The organism is Gemmatimonadota bacterium (assembly GCA_026387915.1).
In the GTDB taxonomy this organism is placed as follows: domain Bacteria; phylum Gemmatimonadota; class Gemmatimonadetes; order Gemmatimonadales; family Gemmatimonadaceae; genus Fen-1231.
This window is the reverse complement of sequence record JAPLKS010000018.1, coordinates 250,435-268,940: the sequence shown is the minus strand read 5'-3', so window position 1 is coordinate 268,940 and position 18,506 is coordinate 250,435. Positions and strand designations below refer to the sequence as shown.

The following is an 18,506-nucleotide window of genomic DNA, read 5'->3' as shown; positions in this document are numbered from 1 at the left end:
CGCGCCAGACGTCATCGTCGTCGCGCCCGTCGATGACCGGTGCCTTCAGTGCCCGCGTGGCCCGCGCCGTCGTGTTCGCTTCCACCACCACGGGCGCGCCCCGCGTCGGGCGAGGGGGGAGCGCCGGCACAGCAGCATTCGCGACACCCTGAAAAGCAAAGAGCAGCGTGGGGAACAAGAACGGGTGTCCTGAGTGGGGAAGAAACAGGGAGGCACACAACGGCCCAGACCAGCGCATTCACTCTACGAACCCGCGTGTCCAGAAGATTCGACACTCCTCGGCTTCAAAAGGTTGGACAGGCGATTTCGTCTCAGTTTGGTACGCCTTGGCCGGAGGGGTGTTGACCCGCGCACCCTCGGGTTACCTTCGACACAACTATTCAGACGGATTTCCAGCAGCGGCGACTTGAGGGCGGGGCCCATGCGTCCACATCCCGAACATCACGACGCACAAGCGGTTGCGGCGCTCCTCGCGCCGGACATTCTCGACCTGCTCGAGACATCGCCGAGTTCGATCGCCGCCGACACCGAGGAAATGCACCCGGCCGACTTGGCCGATGTTGCCGAAAAAATGCCGCGGGAGTCGGTGCCGCTGTTCCTAGCCGCACTTCCGGCCTCGCGCGCCGCCTCGATTCTCGAATATCTGCACGAAGAGCTCCGCACGGAGCTGTTCGAGGCCATGAGCCCCGAGCAGGCCGCGTTGCTCATTGCGCAGATGCGCCCCGACGATCGCGCCGACACCCTCGACGAGATTGACGAAGACCACGCGGAAGACATCGTCGAAGCGCTGCCGCAAGCGACGCGCGACGAAACCGAACGCCTGCTCGAATACGCGGCCGATACGGCGGGTGGTCTGATGACCACCCAGTTCGTGTCAGTCCCGGAGACCAACACGGTCGAGGTCGCCTTGGCGAGCGTGCGCGAGATGGCCCGCGCCGGACGCCGCGAAGCGATGAACACCGTCTACGCGGTCAACGAGTTCGGCGCCCTGACCGGCGTGCTCTCGCTTCGCGAACTGCTCGCCGCCCCCGAGGGCGCGCGCATCAGCGACGTGGCGTGGACCGAAGTGCGCCACGTGCATCCCACGGCCGACCGTGAAGACGTGGCCCGCCTCACCACCGAGTACGACCTCGTGGCAGTGCCGGTCCTCGACAACGAAAATCGGCTGCTCGGCGTGGTCACCGTCGACGACGTCATTGACGCCATCCAGGAAGAACAGACCGAGGACGTCCAGAAACTCGGCGGTATGGAGGCGTTCAATGAGCCCTACATGCAGATGAGCGTGTTGGGTATGCTCAAGAAACGCGCGGGCTGGCTGTCCATTCTGATGGTGAGTGAAATGTTCACCACGTCTGCGCTCCAACACTTCGACACCGAACTCAACAAACTGCCGGTGCTCACGCTGTTCATTCCGCTCGTCATGAGCAGCGGCGGTAACTCCGGTTCGCAGGCCACCTCGCTCATCACCCGCGCGATGGCCCTCAAGGAAGTGCAACTCAAGGACTGGTGGCGTGTGGCGGCGCGCGAACTTCCCACGGGAATCGCGCTCGGCTCCATCCTCGGCGTCATCGGCCTCATCCGCGTCTTCGTCTGGCAGTACTTCGGCCTGTACGATTACGGCAAGAACGGCGTGCCGTACCAACTGGTGGCGCTGAACACGTTTTTCTCGCTCATCGGCATTGTGATGTTCGGCTCGCTCGCCGGTTCGATGTTGCCGTTTGTGCTACGGCGCCTCGGATTCGACCCCGCGAGCGCATCGGCGCCGTTCGTGGCAACGCTCGTGGACGTCACCGGCCTCATCATCTACTTCTCCGTCGCTCTTCTGGTGCTCGGCAAGTACATGGGTAGCTGACCACGGCATGACATAATGTCGCCCGCACGGTCACGCTCGGGCCCTGAGTCTACGGGCGTGGGCACGGCATTCACGCTGCTGGCCGCGCTGGGGTTTGCGGCGGTGAGCACGCTCACGACCGTAGCCGTCGCCGAACAGCTCTCGCTCTACAACGTGCTGACCTGGCGCTATGTGCTTGCCAGCGTCGTGATGGTTATGTGGGTGGGATCGCGCTCGCACGCGCGCATGCCATGGCGTGAGGCGGCGCGTTTCATTCTGGTGGGTGGTGGAGGCCAGGCATTCGTGGTCGGCCTCGCACTCTCGAGTCTGCAGTACGTGTCGGCGGCCACGCTCGCCTTTTTGTTCTTCACCTTTCCGTCGTGGGTCACGCTTGTGCACGCGGTCCGGGGCGCTGAGCCGCTCACAGCGCGGCGCGTGGCGGCACTCCTTCTCTCGTTCGGCGGGACTGTGGTGATTGTCGTGTTGCCCGCCCTTGAAGCCGGTGGCGGTACGTCAACTATTGCGATGGGCGGTCCCGCGATGCGTGGCGCCGCGCTCGCGCTCGGCGCGGCCGTTGTCTACGGGTTGTATATCCCGCTGATGGGGTGGATGCAGAAGTCGCACCCTGCGTCGGTGACGAGTGCCTATGGCACGATTGGGGCGGCCATCTGTTTTCTTATGCTCGCCGCTGGCAATCGCACGTTCACCACAACCATGAGCCCGACGGCGTGGGGCGCGATCATCGCGCTGACGCTGTTGAGCACGGTGCTGCCCTCCCTGTTCTTTTCGATGGGGCTCAGGCGGCTCGGACCAGTGCGCACAGCAAGCATGTCAGCCATCGAGCCCTTTCTCACCGCGCTGCTCGGCGCCGTGGTACTGCATCAACCGATCACCGCCCCAGTGATCGGTGGCGGCGCGATGATTGTCGCCGCGGTTGTCGTGCTGCAGTTCCGTCGCGAACGAGTCGCTTAGGCGGCTGGCGTGCGGCGCAGGAGGAAGACGGCGCCGACGACCGCGATGGTCGCAAAGCTGAACCACTGCATCGCGTAGCTTCGGTGCGGCCCTTCGTCGAGGATCGGCGTCGGCATGCGAACGGGCACGGAGTCAGCGTGCAGGGCGCTGTCGGAGGTCTGCACGAGCAGATATGGCGCAATCGGCAGCCCCACGAGCCTCGCAATCCGCGCTCGATCCAAGCGGTGCACCACTTTCGTGGTGTTGGTCGCCGCGTCCGTGGCGGGGTAGGTCTCGAGGTATCCAGACACCGTCGCGGAATCGCGTTCACGCCAGCGGGAGTAGTCGATGGTGGAGGCGTCCTCGGAATACGCCCAGCCACGATTCACCATCACCACCGTGTCGCTGCCGGCGAGTCGAACCGGAGTGAGGATGTTGACCCCCGGCGAGCCTTCACGCGTTCGGGCACCCCAGGCGATCTCACGGTCGTACAGGTAGACGCCGCGCGCCGTGGCACGGCGATAGTGCCCGGCGCCGGTGTCGGACGGCACCGCCGTGAAGTCGACCGGCGGAGCCGCCAATCGTGTTTCGAGCGTCGCATTGAAGGCGCGGCGCTCGGAGAGGCGGGAGAGTTGCCACACACCCAGCCGCGCAAAGAGGGCAGCAAAGGCGAGCGGGACAATGAAGCCGAGGAGTCGTCGCGACATGCGGGGAAGTCTACCACCCATCGGAGAACCGCGCACGGGGGGGAGAAAGTGCGCACCGCGCATGTAATGTGACGCGCGTCACAGGAGAAATCGGCCTCAAATGCTTTCGCGTGAGGGGGGAAGGCCGATAACTTACGGGGTTCGCCCGCCACGGTATTTCGGTCGGGACCGACCGCCCACTCTCGTCCCGACCGCCTCGAACGCATGCGCTTTCGCTTTTCACCCCGCTACCGATTGGCCGCGCTGTTGCCGTTGTTTGGCGCCGCCATTCTGCTGAGTTGTGGCCGAGAGGTCACGGCTCCTGCGGCGGGCATACTGCGATTTGCGCGCGGGTTGTCGTTCAACACGGTGTTCCCGAGCGTCTTACAACAGTCGAATGCGACGAGCCTGGTACCGTTTACGAAAGTGCGCGTGGTGCTCCGTCGCGCCGACGGATCGGTGGCGCTCGACACGCTTGTCAATTTTCCCTCGGGCTCCGATTCTGTCACGTTGAGTTTGACGGTGCCACTCGCCTCCACTGCCCCAGCCTCTGGAGAGCCGCTCAGCCTCAATCTTGGCTACATCAACGCAGCGGGCGACACGGTATTCAAGGGCGGACCCGTCGCGGTGACGGCGACCCCGGCGGTGGCCGGTGCGCCCGCGCCGCCGCCGGTTGAGGTGAAGGTCAACTACACCGGCCCCGGCGCGAGTGCCAGCAAGGTGCGCATCGCGCCAAGGTCTGTGACGGTGAATGTGGGCGATGGATTTGCGTTTACCGCGGCGGCGCTCGATGCGAGTGGCGCGGCCGTTCCGAATACGCCCGTGGTGTGGGTGTCGTCGAACCCTGCGATTGCGGCACTGGCATCTGCGACCGGCGGCGCCGGCACTGCGCTCGCGCGCGGCACAGCGCGCATCATCGCGCAGTTACTCACCGGCCCCACCGACACCGTGGACGTGACGGTGAATGCGAAGCCAGGGTCCGTGAACGTCGTCTCCGGTGACGGCCAGAGCGCCGCGCCGAATGCGGCCTTGCCACAGCCGCTCGTCGTGCGCGTGCTCGGCAGCGATGACAAGCCGCTGGCAGGCGTTGCCGTCACCTTTGCGGTGACCTCCGGTGGCGGATCGATTGAAACGACGAGCGCCACATCAGATGTGGGTGGACTTGCCAGCACGACGTGGCGACTCGGTCCCATCGAAGGCACACAGACCGTCACGGTGTCGGCGGCAGGGATTCCCTCACCAGCACGATTCTCGGCCAGCGCGGTAGTGCCGCAGGCCTCGCGACTCGCCTTCTCCAGTCAGCCGTCGTCGGTATTGCTCGGCAGTGCGCTTGGCACGGTGAGCGTCGTGGCGCAGGACGCCGATGGAAATTTTGCGTCGGGGTTCAACGGCGCGGTGACGGTTTCGCTCAACGCCGGAAGCTCTGGCGCGACACTCAGTGGCACGACGACGGTGAACGCCGTCGGTGGCGTGGCCACGTTTACTGGCTTGACCGTAAGCGCGGTCGGCACCGGTATGCGGCTGTTGGCGGCGTCTGGATCGTTGTCGGCCGCGGTGTCGCAGACATTTGACATCACGCTAGGCGAGGCGGTGTCGCTCGCGTTTACAACGTCGCCAGGCAACGTGTCCGCCGGCGCCACACTCGCCCCGTCGCCGACGGTAACGGTGCTCGACGCCGCAGGTCATGTGGCCACGGCGTACAAGGGCAACATCACAATCGCGATTGGCACCAATCCCAGCGGCGGCGTGTTGAACGGTTCGCTCGCGTTCGTGCCGGTGAATGGCGTGGTGCACTACGACAATCTGTCGATCAACAAGGGCGGCAAGGGCTATACGCTCGTCGCGACGTCGGGGTCGCTCAAGTCGGCTACAAGTAGCGCCTTCGACATTGGGTTGCTCCCCGCGAGCTTGATCACGGCCACGAGCGGCGACGCGCAGAGCGGCGTTGCGGCAGCGGCGCTCGCCAAGCCGTTGGTGGTGCAGACGGTGGATGCGTTCTTCAACGGCGTGGCCGATGTGACGGTGACCTTCGCCGCCGCCACGGGCGGCGGCACCCTGTCGCCGACCACTGTGAAGTCCGACAAAAACGGCTTTGCGCAAACCACCTGGACGCTCGGCACTCTAGTGGGCGCGCAGAGCGCGACCGCCAAGGCCGCAGGGGTTCAGAACACCGTGACCTTCAATGCGACGGGCACGGCGAACACCCCCAAGTCCATGAAGTTCGTGCTGCAACCCGCGAGTGTCGCTGCCGGAGCATCGCTCGGCACGCTCACGGTGCAAGCAGTGGATAGCCTCGGCAATCTCGCGTCCGCATTCACCGGTGAAGTCACGCTCAAGCTGAGCGGCGGCGGCACAACGGCCGACAGCGCTGCGCTCGCACTCTCTGGCACGACGACCGCGAAGGCTGTCGCCGGCGTGGCATCATTTACGGGGCTCTCAGTTTCGCGCGTTGGCAAGAGTTATCTGTTCACGGCCACCGGCGCTGGCGTTGCCAACACGGGCACGAGCGCATTGTTCGACATCGACGCAGCGGCGGCGTCCAAGCTCGCGGTGCGCACGAACCCCGGCACCACGTCGGCGGATTCCACGCTCACGGCGCCGGTATTCGAAGCACAGGATGCGTTTGGAAACTTGGTGAGTGGATTCACTGGCGCAGTGACGATCGCCATTTCGACCAACCCGGGCAGTGGCACATTGAGCGGCACTAAGACCGTCAACGCCGTAGCTGGCGTGGTGACCTTCCCGGGGCTGAACATCAACAAGACCGGCACTGGCTACGTGCTGACCGCATCGACCACCGGCCTCACGAGTGCCGGCACGGCGGCGTTCACGGTGTCGGCTGGCGCACCGAAGGCATTGACCGTGGTGAGCGGCAACGCACAAACGGGCTCGGCGTCCACCGCCCTGTCGTCGTCGATTGTGGTATCGGTGACCGACGCCAACTCCAATGCGGTGCCGTCGGAGAACGTGACCTTCACCCCCGCGAATGGCGGATCGGCGTCGCCGACGAGCAGCTCCACCGACGCCAGCGGGCAAGCGCAGACTACGTGGACGCTTGGCAGCACCGTGGGCGCACAGACGCTCGCCGTCAGCGGAACGAGGTTAGCCTCGCTTGCGAAAACGGTCACCGCCACGGCCACCGCAAACGCCGTGATCACCTGGACCGGCACGACCAGCACCGCGTGGGGCACGGCCTCAAACTGGTCGCCCGCGACGGCGCCGACGAGCACCGATTCCGTGTTGATCGCTTCGGCGACCAATCAGCCCGTGCTTTCGATTCCTGTCACGGTGAAGTCCGTGACGATCGCATCGGGTGCGACGCTGGCGCTCGGCACCAATGGGCTGACGGTGAGTGGTTCGCTCGCCAATAGTGGCACGATCAGTGGCAGCGGCACCATCACGATGACGGGCACCGGGCAACTGCGCGGCGCAGTGCCAACGGCCGTCACGCTCTCGGGCAGTACGACCATCGCCGACGCGACCACGGTCAGCTCAATGACGGTGTCGGGCGCGCTGAATCTCGGCGTCGCCCATCTCAAGGTGACCAACAGCATCGCCACGAGCGGATCTGGCACCATCACGATGGCCGCGGCCGCCGATTCCCTCACCGTGACCGGCAACATCACCTTTGGCGGCGGATCGCAAACCAGCAAGTTGACGGCCGGCAAGATTCTATTGGCGGGTAACTTTACGCAGAGTGGAACGATCACCGACGCATTCCGCGCGAGCGGATCGCACGAGGTGGTGCTCAACGGTACGGGGACTCAGGTTGTGACGTTCGCGAAACCGGATTCGAACTTTGCACCGGCGTGCACCGCATCCTGCTTCTATGATCTCCGGGTTGCCAAGAGCACCGGCAAGGTCACGATGTCCAGCACCGTGAAGGCGACGCACGATATCACCTTCACTTCTGCCGATTCCGTTGGCGCCGGGAGTTTTGACATTCTGGCCGCGCACTACGCGAACCTCGGCAACATCAGCAGCGTCAAGGCTCGTCGCGTAGGCTACGGTCCCGGCGTCCTCACGCGCGGCGGCGGATTCACGGTGGACTCGCTCGTGGCATTCGGGGACACCGTTCAGATTCCGTTGTCGGAGAACCTCCCCACCATCACACGCGGTATCGTGAAGCTTCCGACGCGGGTGAATGCCGGTGCGAGCATCTATGCGGACAGCGGCCTGTTGCTTGTCTCCGGTAACGATACGGTGGCTGGCACGCTCAGCACGCGCAACACGGGTGCCATTAAAATTACAAATTCCGGCGACCAGCTCGTCGTGATCGGCAATGCCACCTTCGGCGGCGGCTCGACCACGGGACTCCTCACCGACGGCGAAATCGAGTTCGAGGCGGACTTCCGGCAACTCGGATCGGCCTCGTCATTCGCGCCGAGTGGGAACTTCAAGGCGACTTTCTCTGGCGCAACCCCGTTGGTGTTCTTCACCGACACCTCAGCAAGCTTTTTCCGAAACCTCAAACTGGAAGGCGGCTCGATCCCCCGGCTCACCTCGAGCGCACACATCACGGGCACACTATCCCGGGGCAATGGATCCTCGAACACGGGCTTCTCTGCCACCGGCACTACCCAGTATCTCACCGTGAGTGGAATCGACAACAGCAGCTCAAATCCGATTGTCTTCAACAATGTTGGACTCAAGGTGGTGAACGGCACCACCAGTGTTACCGCGATGGGTCCGGGAATTTTCAACAGTTTTCCCGCGAACTTTACTGGCTACATGCTTGAGGTGAACCGGACACAGGCGACCGCCATCGTGTTCTCTGGCTGGAACTTCAACAACCAGACGCTCTCGGCAGCGGGACGCTACGTCTTCAACTCCGGTAGCACGAACATCTCGTTCCCCCTCGTGACAAACCCAACCAACACCGGCTGGGTGCTCAACACGCAGTACGGCATCGGCAGCGGCGCAGGCACCGTCACCTTCCCGTGATCCTTGGTGCCGGCGCGACTTACGCGCAAACGGGGGCGGCGCTGAGCGCCGCCCCCGTTTGGCAAGTGACAGGCGCCGCACACGCTAAAACAATGGCAACTGATCGCCGAGCGCTGCTGGATCCACCACTGTCTGCCCGAGCAGACGCTGCAACTGGCGCACACTCGCCGGACTGTGCCCAGCGAAATGGTTGTTCACAAATCCATAGGCAACGCGCAACGTCGCCGTGAGCGCGGGCAACACCGCGGCCCATTGCTCGAGTTCCGCGGTGCGATCCACCTGCACGCGCGAATAGTCCACAATACTGCGGTCCGGCCCCATCCACCGCACATAGGCAAAGTCAGCCGTGGGCCGCGCGGCCAACGCGAGCATGGTCTTGCGCGGAATCCAGCGCGCGTCCACCAGCGCCAGCGCCACACGATGCTCGGTAAGCAACGCGAGCGTGGGGTCGGTGGCCCATCCGCGCTGCCGAAACTCAATCGCAAAATCGAGGTCGCGCGGGAGTGTGGCGAGAAATGCCGCGAGCGCATCCACTTCACTCGCCGCAAAATCGGGGCCCATCTGAATCAGGATGGGGCCGAGCTTCGGCCCCAGTTCGCGCGCGACATCGGTGAACCGCTGCAGCACGTCGCCCGCATGCCGCAGTCGCAACTCGTGCGTGATTTCTTGCGGCAGCTTGAGGGCAAACACGAACTGTTCGGGGGTGCGCTCGGCCCATCCACGGACGGTATTCGCGGCAGGGACCGCGTAAAAGGTACTGTCCACCTCGACCGCAGAAAATGCGCGGGCGTAGGTGCTCAGAAAATTCTGCGGCTTGGTCTTGCTGGGATACATCGGCCCAACCCACGCCGTGTAGTTCCACCCTTGGCAGCCCAAGCGGATCTCGGCCGGCATGGCTACGGCGCGCTCCGCGCGGCAAGCGCATTCGGCGCGATCACATTGAAGGTGACCGTGATAAACACGGGCGAGTTGGTGATTCCCGCCGCCGCCGACACAACAGGCACCCTCGCCAGATACGCGCCTGGCACAATCCCCGTGGCATTCACCGCGAGCGTGAGTGTGGCGGGCGCGGCGGTGGCGCTCAGTTCGGCACTGAGCCATCCGGTGGCCGCGCCGCTGACATAACTCACCGAGCCAACGGACAGTGCGTTGAGCGTGCCGTTGGCGCTGTTCGTCACCGCGATCTGCTGCGTCGGTGCGGTGGCACCGGTGGGCGTCGCACTGAACGTGGCAGACGCAGCCGACACGGCGATAGCTGGAGCGAATATCGTCAGCGACACCGTCACGAGTTGCGGGCTATTCGTCACGCCCGTCGCTGACGATCGCACCGGCAGTGTCGCCGAATAGTTGCCACCGCTCAGCGCGCTGATAAACGGCGTGAGTGTGATCGTTGACGGGGCGTTCGATGAACTGGTGGTGGTCGAGAGCCATCCTGTGGGCTCACCCGTGTTATACGCCACGGGCCCTGCCGTCACTGATGTCAGTTGTCCGCCTCCGGCATTGCTGACCACAACCGCCTGTGCGCCCGGACCAGCGCCGCCGCGCGGCCCACTGAACGACACGAAGTTGGTGGAGAGCCCGATCGCGGGGGTATTCGCATTGGGCGCGCCGCCGGGCCCGTCGAGCGGCGCGTCTGCGTGCGAGAGGCACGACGACACCCCCCACAACAGCGGGATCATACTCGTGAGACGAAACGCTCGCGCCAGCATCACGCTACGGTACGACCGGCACCGGCGTCGGCGCAATCACCTTGAACCCACCACCTCCGGAGCCCGACCCGCCCAGTGCCTTGCTCGGATCGTGTATGATCGACACCGACGCCACCCCCACCCCACCGTGATCATCCGTCGCCGTCACGAGGACGTCGTATGGCCCCGCTTGCAGGTCGGCGATCACGATCTTCGCGACCCACAAAAAACTGAGGCCCAAAGCGCCTACTGGCGTGAGTTTCATCTCCATCACTTTCCGCTCGATGGATGCCATCACGGTTGCAATAGGAAAATTGGATTTCACTCCTGCGGCCACCAAGAGCGTGTCGCCTATCGTCACCGCCGCTGATGGTTCTGCAAAGCTCACTTCAAGCGCGCTGCCGGCTGTGCCGATCACCGCGATGGTCGCCGTGCCTGTTCGCCCTTCACAGGTGGCGGTCAACAGCGCCGTGCCCGACGTCATCGCCGTGACCACTCCTTCGGCTGACACGGTGGCCACGGCTTTGGCCCCCGAACTCCACACCACCGCACGATCGGCAAGCGGACGGCCGGCACTGTCGCGCAACGTCGCCACCAGCGCCTGCGTCTGACGCGGCGTGAGATTCGCCGACGACGGCGTGACGCCAATCGACGCGATCGGAAGCGTGATCGTAAAATGCGCGGAAGCACTGATGCCTTCACTGGTCGCCGTAATCACCGCCGCCCCAGCTGCGCGCGCCACTACAATACCGGCGGCCGTCACGGTGGCCCGCGTCGTGTCAGAACTGCTCCACACCACCGTGCGCCCCGGGAGCGGTGCGTCGCGCACGTCACGCGGCACCGCCATTACGGCCTGCGAACTCCCCACACCGAGCGCGGTGACACTTGGCGTGAGCACCATACTGGCCACGGCCACGTTCAACACGGTCAGTTCCGCGTGCCCGATCTTTCCGCCGAGTGATGCGGTGACCGTCGTGCGACCAGGAGCGATACCAGTGAGACGGCCGTTCTCAAAAATTTGCGCGACTTCGTTGGATTCAATCGTCCACACGGGGGAGCCCGCACCCATAGTCGCGCCATTGGCGTCGAGGGCAATCGCGCGTGCCGACGATGCCTCACCCACGCGGATGGTTGTGGGCGCGAGGGCGACGGTGACGGTCGCAACCGTCGGCGCCGGTGGAGCAGCCGTCACGCTGTTGGCCGTTCCGCCGCCGCATCCGACTAGCAGCAACACCCCGCACGTTGCGGCGTGCGCTTTGACCGGAGTTGCTCTGCGAATGGCGGGCACCTGCTCAAACTATGCGTTCCGGCAGAGGAGGAACAGCGTGAGGCGCACGCACGGTCTCTAAACACCAGCACACGGACCCGCTCGCGCGCACCGGACCGGACTCGCACGCCCCTCTCGCGTCCAGCCCCACCCGACGCCAACTTTGCACGATGTCTTTGCTCGCGCTCTTTCCGTCGCTTCTCGCCCGCCGAAGCACCGTCGCCCTCGAATGGGCCGGTCCCGACGGCCGCGTTACCGCGTTCTCCTTTGGCGACATCGAGGACCGCAGCAATCGCCTCGCGCACGCCCTTACCGCGCGCGGCCTCGTGAGCGGCGACCGATTGGCGGTGTTCCTCGCCAATCGTGTGGAGTTCATTGACCTGTATCTCGCCTGCGTCAAGCTCGGCGTGATTTTTGTGCCGGTGAACGTGCTCTACCGCGAGCGCGAAATCCGCCACATCCTCACCGATGCGGCCCCCGTCGCCATTGTCACCGGCCCATCGCTCCGCGAGCACTTGAGCACGGACGACCGCGTGTGGCTGATTGACGACCTCACCGCCGAAGCCGCACCGCGTTCGGCCGAACGCCCCATCAGCGCTTGCTCGCACGCGACGCCCGCCGCGCTCGTCTACACCTCGGGCACCACCGGCGCCTCAAAGGGTGCGATCCTCACGCACGGCAACTTTGCAGCGAACGCTGAAAATGTCGTCGTCGCCTGGCAGATGACCAACGCCGATCGCCTGCTCTGCGCCCTGCCGCTCTTTCACGTACACGGACTCGGCAACGCCGTGCACGGCTGGCTCGCGAGCGGCTGCCATATGCGATTGGTGGAGCGGTTTGAACGCGAGACCGCACTCGACCTGTTTGCGTCGTATCATCCCACTGTTTTTTTTGGCGTGCCCACGATGTATGTGCGGCTCCTCGAGTCCGACGCCGCTCGCGCGCGCGCCGTTGGGCACACGATGCGACTCTTCGTCTGCGGCTCCGCCCCACTTCCAGCGCAACTCCTCGAAGACTTTCGCGCGCGATTCCACCACACGATTCTCGAGCGCTATGGCATGACGGAAACGCTGATGAACATCAGCAATCCGTATGACGGCGAGCGGCGCGCGGGCACCGTCGGCGTGCCACTGCCACATGTGAAAGTGCGCATCGTGAACGAAGCCGGCCACGATGTGGCGGACGGCGAGATAGGCGAGCTCCTGGTGCGCGGCCCTAACGTTTGCGCCGGCTACTGGCGCCGCGACGACGCCACGCGCGCCGCATTTACCGACGGCTGGTTTCGTACTGGCGATATTGGCGTGCGGTCGGCCGACGGCTACTACACGCTCCAAGGCCGCCGCAGCGATCTGATTATTTCCGGCGGATTCAATATTTATCCGCGCGAAATCGAAGAGGCGTTACTCGAGCTCCCCGGCATTCGCGAAGCGTCTGTGGTGGGACAATCGGATGCCGTGCGCGGTGAGGTACCGGTAGCGTACCTGGTGAGCGACGGCGAACCCGACACCGCAGCGCTCGACGCCGCACTCCGAACGCAACTGGCCTCATTCAAACTGCCGCGCGGCTACGTCCGCGTGGGCGCACTGCCCCGCACCGCGCTCGGCAAAGTGCAAAAACATCTTCTCCCGCCATGGAGTGCTTCGTGAGTTCCGCTACCACCGCCGTTCGCACGCCGCTCAATCGCCAACAGATCCTCGGCTTCTGGGCTGTCTACGCCGGATGGGTGCTCGACGGCATGGACTCCGTGATCTACGCACTCGTGATGGCGCCAGCGTTGCACGAGTTGCTACCGAAATCCGGTATTGTCGATTCGCCAGCGAATGTGGGCTACGCCGGCTCGGTGCTCTTTGCGCTCTTTCTCGTGGGGTGGGGGCTCAGCTTTCTGTGGGGCCCCATTGCCGACCGGTTTGGCCGCACCAAGGCGATTGCCGCCACGATCTTCGTGTACGCCGTGTTTACGTTTGTGGCGGCCTTTGCGCAGAACGTGTATCAGCTCGGACTCTTTCGCTTACTCGCCGGCATTGGTGTGGGTGGCGAGTGGGCGATGGCCGGCACTTACATTGCCGAAGCATGGCCTGAGGATCGCCGCCGGATGGGCGCGGGCTATCTGCAAACGGGCTACTACGCCGGCTTCTTTGTGGCGGCTGCGCTCAACTATACGATTGGCGCCACCTACGGCTGGCGCGCGATGTTCCTCTGCGGACTCGCGCCGGTGGTGGTGGCCGTGGCCACGCTCTTCAAAGTGAAGGAGCCGGCGCGCTGGAAGGCGCACGAAGCCGAGGCCAAGCAGGCGCATCCGTTGCGCGAAATTTTCTCCCAAAAGTATCGCAAACGGACCATCGTGAATGCCGCGCTGCTCACCGTGGCGATCATCGGGCTCTGGGCCGGCGCCGTGTACGAGCCCGCGGCCATCACACAACTCGCCAAGAAAGCAGGAATGGACGCGCCAACGGCTGCAAAGATGGTGAGCGTGGGCACGGCGATTCTCTCTATTGGCACTATTCTCGGTTGCCTCTGCTTGCCGCCGCTCGCCGAACGGTGGGGACGCAAGCGGACGCTCGCCGCGTACTTCGCTGGGATGATGGTCACCATTCCACTCGCGTTTGGCTGGGCGTTCTATCTGCCCAATGGTCTGTGGCCCTTTATGACGGTGCTCTTCTTTATGGGCTTTGCCGGCGGAAGTTTTGCCGTGTTCAGTATGTGGCTGCCTGAGCAGTACGACACGCGCGTCCGCGCCACCGCCTTTGCGTTCAGCACGAGTGTCGGACGCTTTGTGGGTGCGGGGGTGAACTTCGCGCTCGGAGCTGCCGTGCTGAGCATGGGCACGCTCGGTACGCCGGTCGCACTCACGGCGATCGCCTTTGGCATTGGGATCCTGATTGTGCCATTCGCGGTGGAAACGCGCGGGCAGGTGCTTCCGGACTGACCGACCGGATGGCGGCAGCTATGATGGCGGCAGCTATATAGTTGCCGCCGCACCTGATCACTGGACGCAACAAAGGGGGGAGGGCAGCGGCTTGCCATCCCCCCTTGACGTATCCGATTCCAAAGTGATATCATATTGCTACCACTTAACCCGAGCATACCACGTATGTTTCGCGAACAAGACTACCGCGCCCCCTCCGGCTTTCCGTCGCTGCTCTTCTTCCTCGTCGTTGGCGTCCTGTCGTTCGGCGCCATTCTCCGAGGGGCGGCGGGCAATATGCCGGGCGTCTCCATTCTTGGCGTTCTCGCCTTCCTCGCCTGCATCACCAGCCTCGGCGGTTTGTTCGTCGTGAATCCTGGTGAGGCCAAGGTGCTGGTGCTCTTTGGTAGCTACAAAGGCACCGTCAAAAACGCTGGCTTCTTCTGGGCCAACCCCTTCCTCACCAAGCGCACCATCTCGCTCCGCGTGCGCAACTTCGAAACCCAGAAGCTCAAGGTGAACGACAGCGGCGCCAATCCCATTGAGATTGCGGCGATTGTTGTGTGGAAGGTTGTCGAAACCGCCGAAGCACTGTTTGAAGTGGACGACTATGTGAAGTACGTGCAGGTGCAGAGCGAATCGGCGGTGCGCGCCGTGGCGCAGAGCCGTCCGTACGACTCGCACACCTCGGGCGAAGAATCCCTCTCGACGCACACCGAAGTGGTGTCGGCGGCGCTGCAGCAGGCGGTGCACGAACGACTCGCCCGCGCCGGCGTCGAAGTGATTGAAGCACGTATTTCGCACCTCGCCTATTCGCCAGAAATCGCGCAAGCGATGCTCCAGCGCCAACAGGCGAGCGCGATCATTGCCGCGCGCTACAAGATCGTTGAAGGCGCCGTGGGGATGGTCGAAAACGCCCTGGAGCTGCTCTCGCAGAAAGGCATCGTCACGCTCGATGAAGAGCGCAAAGCGCAGATGGTGAGCAACCTGCTGGTGGTGCTCTGCTCCGAGCGCGCGGCGAGTCCGATTGTGAACGCTGGCTCCATCTACTAGACCGCGCATCACAGTGGCCGAGCGCAAGTCGTTTCTACTGCGGGTTGATCGCGACCTGCTGGACGCTGTCCAGCGGTGGGCGAACGACGACTTGCGCTCGTTGAATGGTGAAATCGAATTCCTGCTTCGCGACGCGCTCAAGCGCGCGGGGCGCAAAGTGACGCGGAACGCGCGTGCGGCAGACGCCGCGGCGACGCACGTGTCGGAACCGGAGGCGTAGATGGACAGCAGCTACGGGCAGTCGCAGATGGATCGGTCGCGCGATGAGCGCCACACGTTCTGGGCCACCATCGCCGCCGTGGTGGCGGCGGTCGTTGGGCTTGGGCTCACGCTCGCACTCTCGCCGCGCCGAGCCCACGCGCAGACGGTCGTGGAGACGGGCGCGTATATCATTCGCAACGGCTCCGACACGCTGGTGATCGAGCGGTTCCGCCGTGCGCCCACGGGGATCACGAGCTCAGTCTCGGCCAAAGGCGCGCCACGCGTGGATTACGCGGTCACGCTCGGAGCGAACAACACCGTGTATACGTTCACCCTCGACGTGTATGCGGCCAACGCGACGGTTGACGACAAAGCGATGCAGCACATTGTCACCACGATGAAAGGCGACACCGCCATCGTCGAGTTGCCCAACGGCACGCAGCGCATTGCCACAAAAACGAATGCCGTGCCCTCGATGAACAACGCGATGGCATTGTTTGAAGTGTTTACCCGACGCGCGCGCGCCAACCGCAGCTGGACCACCTCGCTCGACGAACCGTATTTTTCGCTTTCCGGCGGTGCGACGGTGCTCGTGACGATGACGCGCGTCGGCAACGACTCGATCATTGCGACGATTGCGAACCAAGCGCAGCGCCTGCGTGTGGACGCCGAGGGAAGGATCTTGGGCGGAACGCTCCCAGGTGGGCTGACCCTCGAGCGCATCACCGCTGAAGCGGCGGCGAGCCTCAAAGTCGGCAAGCCCGACTATTCGGCACCGAAGGACGCGCCGTACACTGCTGAAGAAGTCACGGTCAAGGGACAAGGCGGCATCACACTGGGCGGCACACTCACGCTGCCCAAGAATGCCAAGGGTCCAGTCGGGGCGATTGTGACGATCACCGGCAGCGGGCAGCAGGATCGTGACGAGTACATCCCGGTGGCCGGGGGGTTTCGGCCGTTCCGCCAAGTCGCGGACGCGCTCGGGCGCCGTGGGATTGCAGTGCTCCGTTTGGATGACCGCACGATTGGCGCCAGTGGTGGGCAGATTGGTACGACGGCCGATTACGCAGAAGACATCAAGGCCGCGCTCGCTTATTTGCGCACACGCAAAGAGATCGACGCCAAGCGACTCGGCTTGGTGGGCCACAGCGAAGGCGGCATCATTGCGCCGCTGGTAGCGAGCACCGAGCCGACACTTGCCGGCATCGTGTTGTTGGCCGGCCCAGCCTACACCGGGCACGACATCATTCGCTTTCAGCAGCGGTTCGCGCTCGAGCACGATACGTCGCTCTCGCAGCCCAAGCGGGATTCGCTCGCCAAGGTCAGCATTGCCGCTGTGGATTCGATTGCCAAAACCGAAGTGTGGATTCGCTTCTTCTTGTCGTACGATCCGTTGCCCACGGCCCGCAAAGTAAAGGTGCCGGCGCTCGTGTTGCAGGGCCAAAGCGATCAGCAGGTGACATACGAACAAGCCGAGAAACTCGGCGCTGCTATGCGAGCCGGTGGCAACAAGGACGTGACGGTGCGCGTGTTCCCGGAGTTGAACCACCTGTTCATTCACCATGTGAGCGGCAATCCGAGCGAGTACGCGACGCTGCCGACGAACAAGGTCAGCGCCGAAGTGATGACCATGCTGACCGAGTGGCTGGTGAAACATTTGGGCGGCACGGCGGCCGCGCCGTAAGCGGCGACCGCTTCACACACGACCTCACCAACTCGTCATGCGTCCTTCACGATTTGCGTTGCTGGTTGCCGTGGTGCTGAACGTTGCGGCGTTCGCCTATTACTGGCCCACGGCGCCCGATCCGCTCGTGTCGAAGTTTGACGCGAGCGGCGTGCCGGATGGATACAGCAGCAAAGCCGCCTTCTTTGCGCTCTGGGCGATGCTCGCCGCGCTCTTTCCGGCGATCGGCGTGGGGTTCGCGATGGCGAAGGGCTCGTTGAAGGACGACAACATTAGCATTCCCTACAAAGCTCTCTGGCTCGCACCGGAACAGCGAGAAGCGACGATCGTGGCCTTCTCGGACATGATGCTCTGGCTGATGAGCGTGATCTCGTACTTCATGACGCTGGGGATGGTTGCCACGCTGCGCGCCAATGCGCGTGCCCATGTGATGCTCGATCTGTCGCCGCTGGTGTACGTCAGCGTGCTGATTGTCGGCGTGTGTGGCGTGATGTTGCCGTACTTCGTGCACTGGTCGTCGCCGCCGACGCGATAACGCGGCGGTCGGCGCGGGACCGCACCGTGCGGACGCGGGGTGAGGCTTCCTCCGCTGGTGCCATTGGCATAAAAACGATTGGACTCCCGTAAAAACGGTGGCGCCTTATGGGCGCTCCCGTGGCATCGTAGCTACCGATTGACAAATCAAACCAGTGTCATTACTGTAATGGGTAATACATATTACGCATTACGGAGGACGCGATGCCCATGTCAACAATGACCACCAAGTATCAGGCCACCATCCCCAAACAGGTCCGCGAGGCGCTCGCACTCGGTGCGGGTGATCGGGTCGAGTTTCTGATCAACCCGGCAGGCGAGGTGCGGCTCCAGAAGGCCGTGTTTGCCGATGCGGAGTTGCAGGCGCTTGAGGCCACCCTTTCTCCCGAGTGGGATTCTGCCAGTGACGACGCCGCGTTTGCTGGGCTTTAGTAGCTATAGCGCCGGGGATGTGGTGGTGGTCCCGTTCCCATTTACGGAGCGAGCGTCCGCCAAGCGCCGCCCTGCGCTCGTCTGCTCGTCGCGCGAGTTCAATCTTCACTCGTCGCATCTCGTGCTCGCGATGATCACCACCGCTACTCACACGCCGTGGCCGGGCGACGTCACCATTCGCGATCTCGATGCGGCTGGGCTTCCGGGCGCGTCGACCGTGCGCTGGAAATTGTTCACGCTCGACCGCTCGCTGGTGCTGCGACGGCTGGGCGCGCTGGCGGCACCGGATCGCGCCACGTGCCGAGCGGCGCAGCCCATCTCGCTCTGAAT

The 18,506-nt window shown here is 64.1% G+C and carries 15 protein-coding genes; 11 read left to right on the top strand and 4 right to left on the bottom strand.

Going from position 1 to position 18,506, the window contains the following annotated elements; all coding sequences use genetic code 11:
- The first annotated feature begins 421 nt into the window (after positions 1-421).
- Both mgtE and NTZ43_13110 read left to right on the top strand, forming a co-directional pair.
- Positions 422-1,852: a magnesium transporter gene (gene mgtE / locus NTZ43_13115; GenBank protein ID MCX5768153.1), complete on the top strand. Its 1,431-nt coding sequence runs from the start codon at positions 422-424 to the stop codon at positions 1,850-1,852.
- A gap of 57 nt (positions 1,853-1,909) precedes the next feature.
- On the top strand, positions 1,910-2,803 hold the full coding sequence (locus NTZ43_13110; GenBank protein MCX5768152.1) for a DMT family transporter: 894 nt from the start codon (positions 1,910-1,912) through the stop codon (positions 2,801-2,803).
- Here the strand turns inward: NTZ43_13110 and NTZ43_13105 are convergent.
- On the bottom strand, positions 2,800-3,489 hold the full coding sequence (locus tag NTZ43_13105) for an SURF1 family protein (GenBank protein ID MCX5768151.1): 690 nt from the start codon (positions 3,487-3,489) through the stop codon (positions 2,800-2,802). The two genes, NTZ43_13110 and NTZ43_13105, sit on opposite strands and share 4 nt — an antisense overlap.
- Before the next feature lie 204 nt (positions 3,490-3,693).
- Between NTZ43_13105 and NTZ43_13100 the strand changes: the two genes are divergently transcribed.
- Entirely contained in the window at positions 3,694-8,412 is a 4,719-nt protein-coding gene (locus tag NTZ43_13100) for a hypothetical protein (protein MCX5768150.1), read from the top strand.
- An 84-nt stretch (positions 8,413-8,496) separates the two neighbouring features.
- On the opposite strand, the gene NTZ43_13095 is transcribed toward NTZ43_13100, so the two are convergent.
- From NTZ43_13095 to NTZ43_13085, 3 genes are read right to left on the bottom strand one after another with little or no spacing between them, the layout of a single operon-like run.
- Positions 8,497-9,306, bottom strand: coding sequence for a DUF72 domain-containing protein (locus tag NTZ43_13095; GenBank protein MCX5768149.1), 810 nt, complete (start codon positions 9,304-9,306; stop codon positions 8,497-8,499).
- A gap of 2 nt (positions 9,307-9,308) precedes the next feature.
- Entirely contained in the window at positions 9,309-10,091 is a 783-nt protein-coding gene (locus NTZ43_13090) for a hypothetical protein (GenBank protein MCX5768148.1), read from the bottom strand.
- Positions 10,092-10,125: 34 nt separating this feature from the next.
- Positions 10,126-11,334: an Ig-like domain-containing protein gene (locus NTZ43_13085; GenBank protein MCX5768147.1), complete on the bottom strand. Its 1,209-nt coding sequence runs from the start codon at positions 11,332-11,334 to the stop codon at positions 10,126-10,128.
- A gap of 203 nt (positions 11,335-11,537) precedes the next feature.
- On the opposite strand from NTZ43_13085, the gene NTZ43_13080 reads away from it, so the two are divergent.
- The 8 genes from NTZ43_13080 (at position 11,538) to NTZ43_13045 (ending at position 18,504) form a co-directional block, all read left to right on the top strand.
- Positions 11,538-13,013, top strand: coding sequence for an AMP-binding protein (locus NTZ43_13080; GenBank protein MCX5768146.1), 1,476 nt, complete (start codon positions 11,538-11,540; stop codon positions 13,011-13,013).
- Entirely contained in the window at positions 13,010-14,293 is a 1,284-nt protein-coding gene (locus tag NTZ43_13075; GenBank protein ID MCX5768145.1) for an MFS transporter, read from the top strand. The genes NTZ43_13080 and NTZ43_13075 overlap by 4 nt, the downstream gene beginning before the upstream one ends.
- Positions 14,294-14,458: 165 nt before the next feature.
- Positions 14,459-15,325, top strand: coding sequence for an SPFH domain-containing protein (locus tag NTZ43_13070; protein MCX5768144.1), 867 nt, complete (start codon positions 14,459-14,461; stop codon positions 15,323-15,325).
- Positions 15,326-15,338: 13 nt separating this feature from the next.
- A complete protein-coding gene (locus NTZ43_13065; protein MCX5768143.1) occupies positions 15,339-15,545 on the top strand; it encodes an Arc family DNA-binding protein in 207 nt (68 codons plus the stop codon).
- A complete protein-coding gene (locus tag NTZ43_13060; protein ID MCX5768142.1) occupies positions 15,546-17,210 on the top strand; it encodes an alpha/beta fold hydrolase in 1,665 nt (554 codons plus the stop codon).
- 37 nt (positions 17,211-17,247) lie between these two features.
- Positions 17,248-17,745, top strand: coding sequence for a DUF1648 domain-containing protein (locus NTZ43_13055; GenBank protein MCX5768141.1), 498 nt, complete (start codon positions 17,248-17,250; stop codon positions 17,743-17,745).
- A 203-nt stretch (positions 17,746-17,948) separates the two neighbouring features.
- Positions 17,949-18,176 carry a type II toxin-antitoxin system PrlF family antitoxin gene (locus NTZ43_13050; GenBank protein MCX5768140.1) on the top strand — a complete coding sequence of 76 codons (228 nt, stop codon included), beginning with the start codon at positions 17,949-17,951 and terminating at the stop codon, positions 18,174-18,176.
- Positions 18,148-18,504 (top strand): type II toxin-antitoxin system PemK/MazF family toxin, encoded by a 357-nt coding sequence (locus NTZ43_13045; GenBank protein ID MCX5768139.1) that lies wholly within the window; start codon positions 18,148-18,150, stop codon positions 18,502-18,504. The genes NTZ43_13050 and NTZ43_13045 overlap by 29 nt, the downstream gene beginning before the upstream one ends.
- Positions 18,505-18,506 lie beyond the last annotated feature (2 nt).

Excerpts from the sequence above, each read along its gene's own strand:
- mgtE (MCX5768153.1), top strand. The coding sequence starts at position 422 with ATGCGTCCACATCCCGAACATCACGACGCACAAGCGGTTGCGGCGCTC.
- NTZ43_13105 (MCX5768151.1), bottom strand. The coding sequence starts at position 3,489 with ATGTCGCGACGACTCCTCGGCTTCATTGTCCCGCTCGCCTTTGCTGCC.
- NTZ43_13100 (MCX5768150.1), top strand. The coding sequence starts at position 3,694 with ATGCGCTTTCGCTTTTCACCCCGCTACCGATTGGCCGCGCTGTTGCCG.
- NTZ43_13095 (MCX5768149.1), bottom strand. The coding sequence starts at position 9,306 with ATGCCGGCCGAGATCCGCTTGGGCTGCCAAGGGTGGAACTACACGGCG.
- NTZ43_13090 (MCX5768148.1), bottom strand. The coding sequence starts at position 10,091 with ATGATCCCGCTGTTGTGGGGGGTGTCGTCGTGCCTCTCGCACGCAGAC.
- NTZ43_13080 (MCX5768146.1), top strand. The coding sequence starts at position 11,538 with ATGTCTTTGCTCGCGCTCTTTCCGTCGCTTCTCGCCCGCCGAAGCACC.
- NTZ43_13070 (MCX5768144.1), top strand. The coding sequence starts at position 14,459 with ATGTTTCGCGAACAAGACTACCGCGCCCCCTCCGGCTTTCCGTCGCTG.
- NTZ43_13060 (MCX5768142.1), top strand. The coding sequence starts at position 15,546 with ATGGACAGCAGCTACGGGCAGTCGCAGATGGATCGGTCGCGCGATGAG.
- NTZ43_13055 (MCX5768141.1), top strand. The coding sequence starts at position 17,248 with ATGCGTCCTTCACGATTTGCGTTGCTGGTTGCCGTGGTGCTGAACGTT.
- NTZ43_13050 (MCX5768140.1), top strand. The coding sequence starts at position 17,949 with ATGCCCATGTCAACAATGACCACCAAGTATCAGGCCACCATCCCCAAA.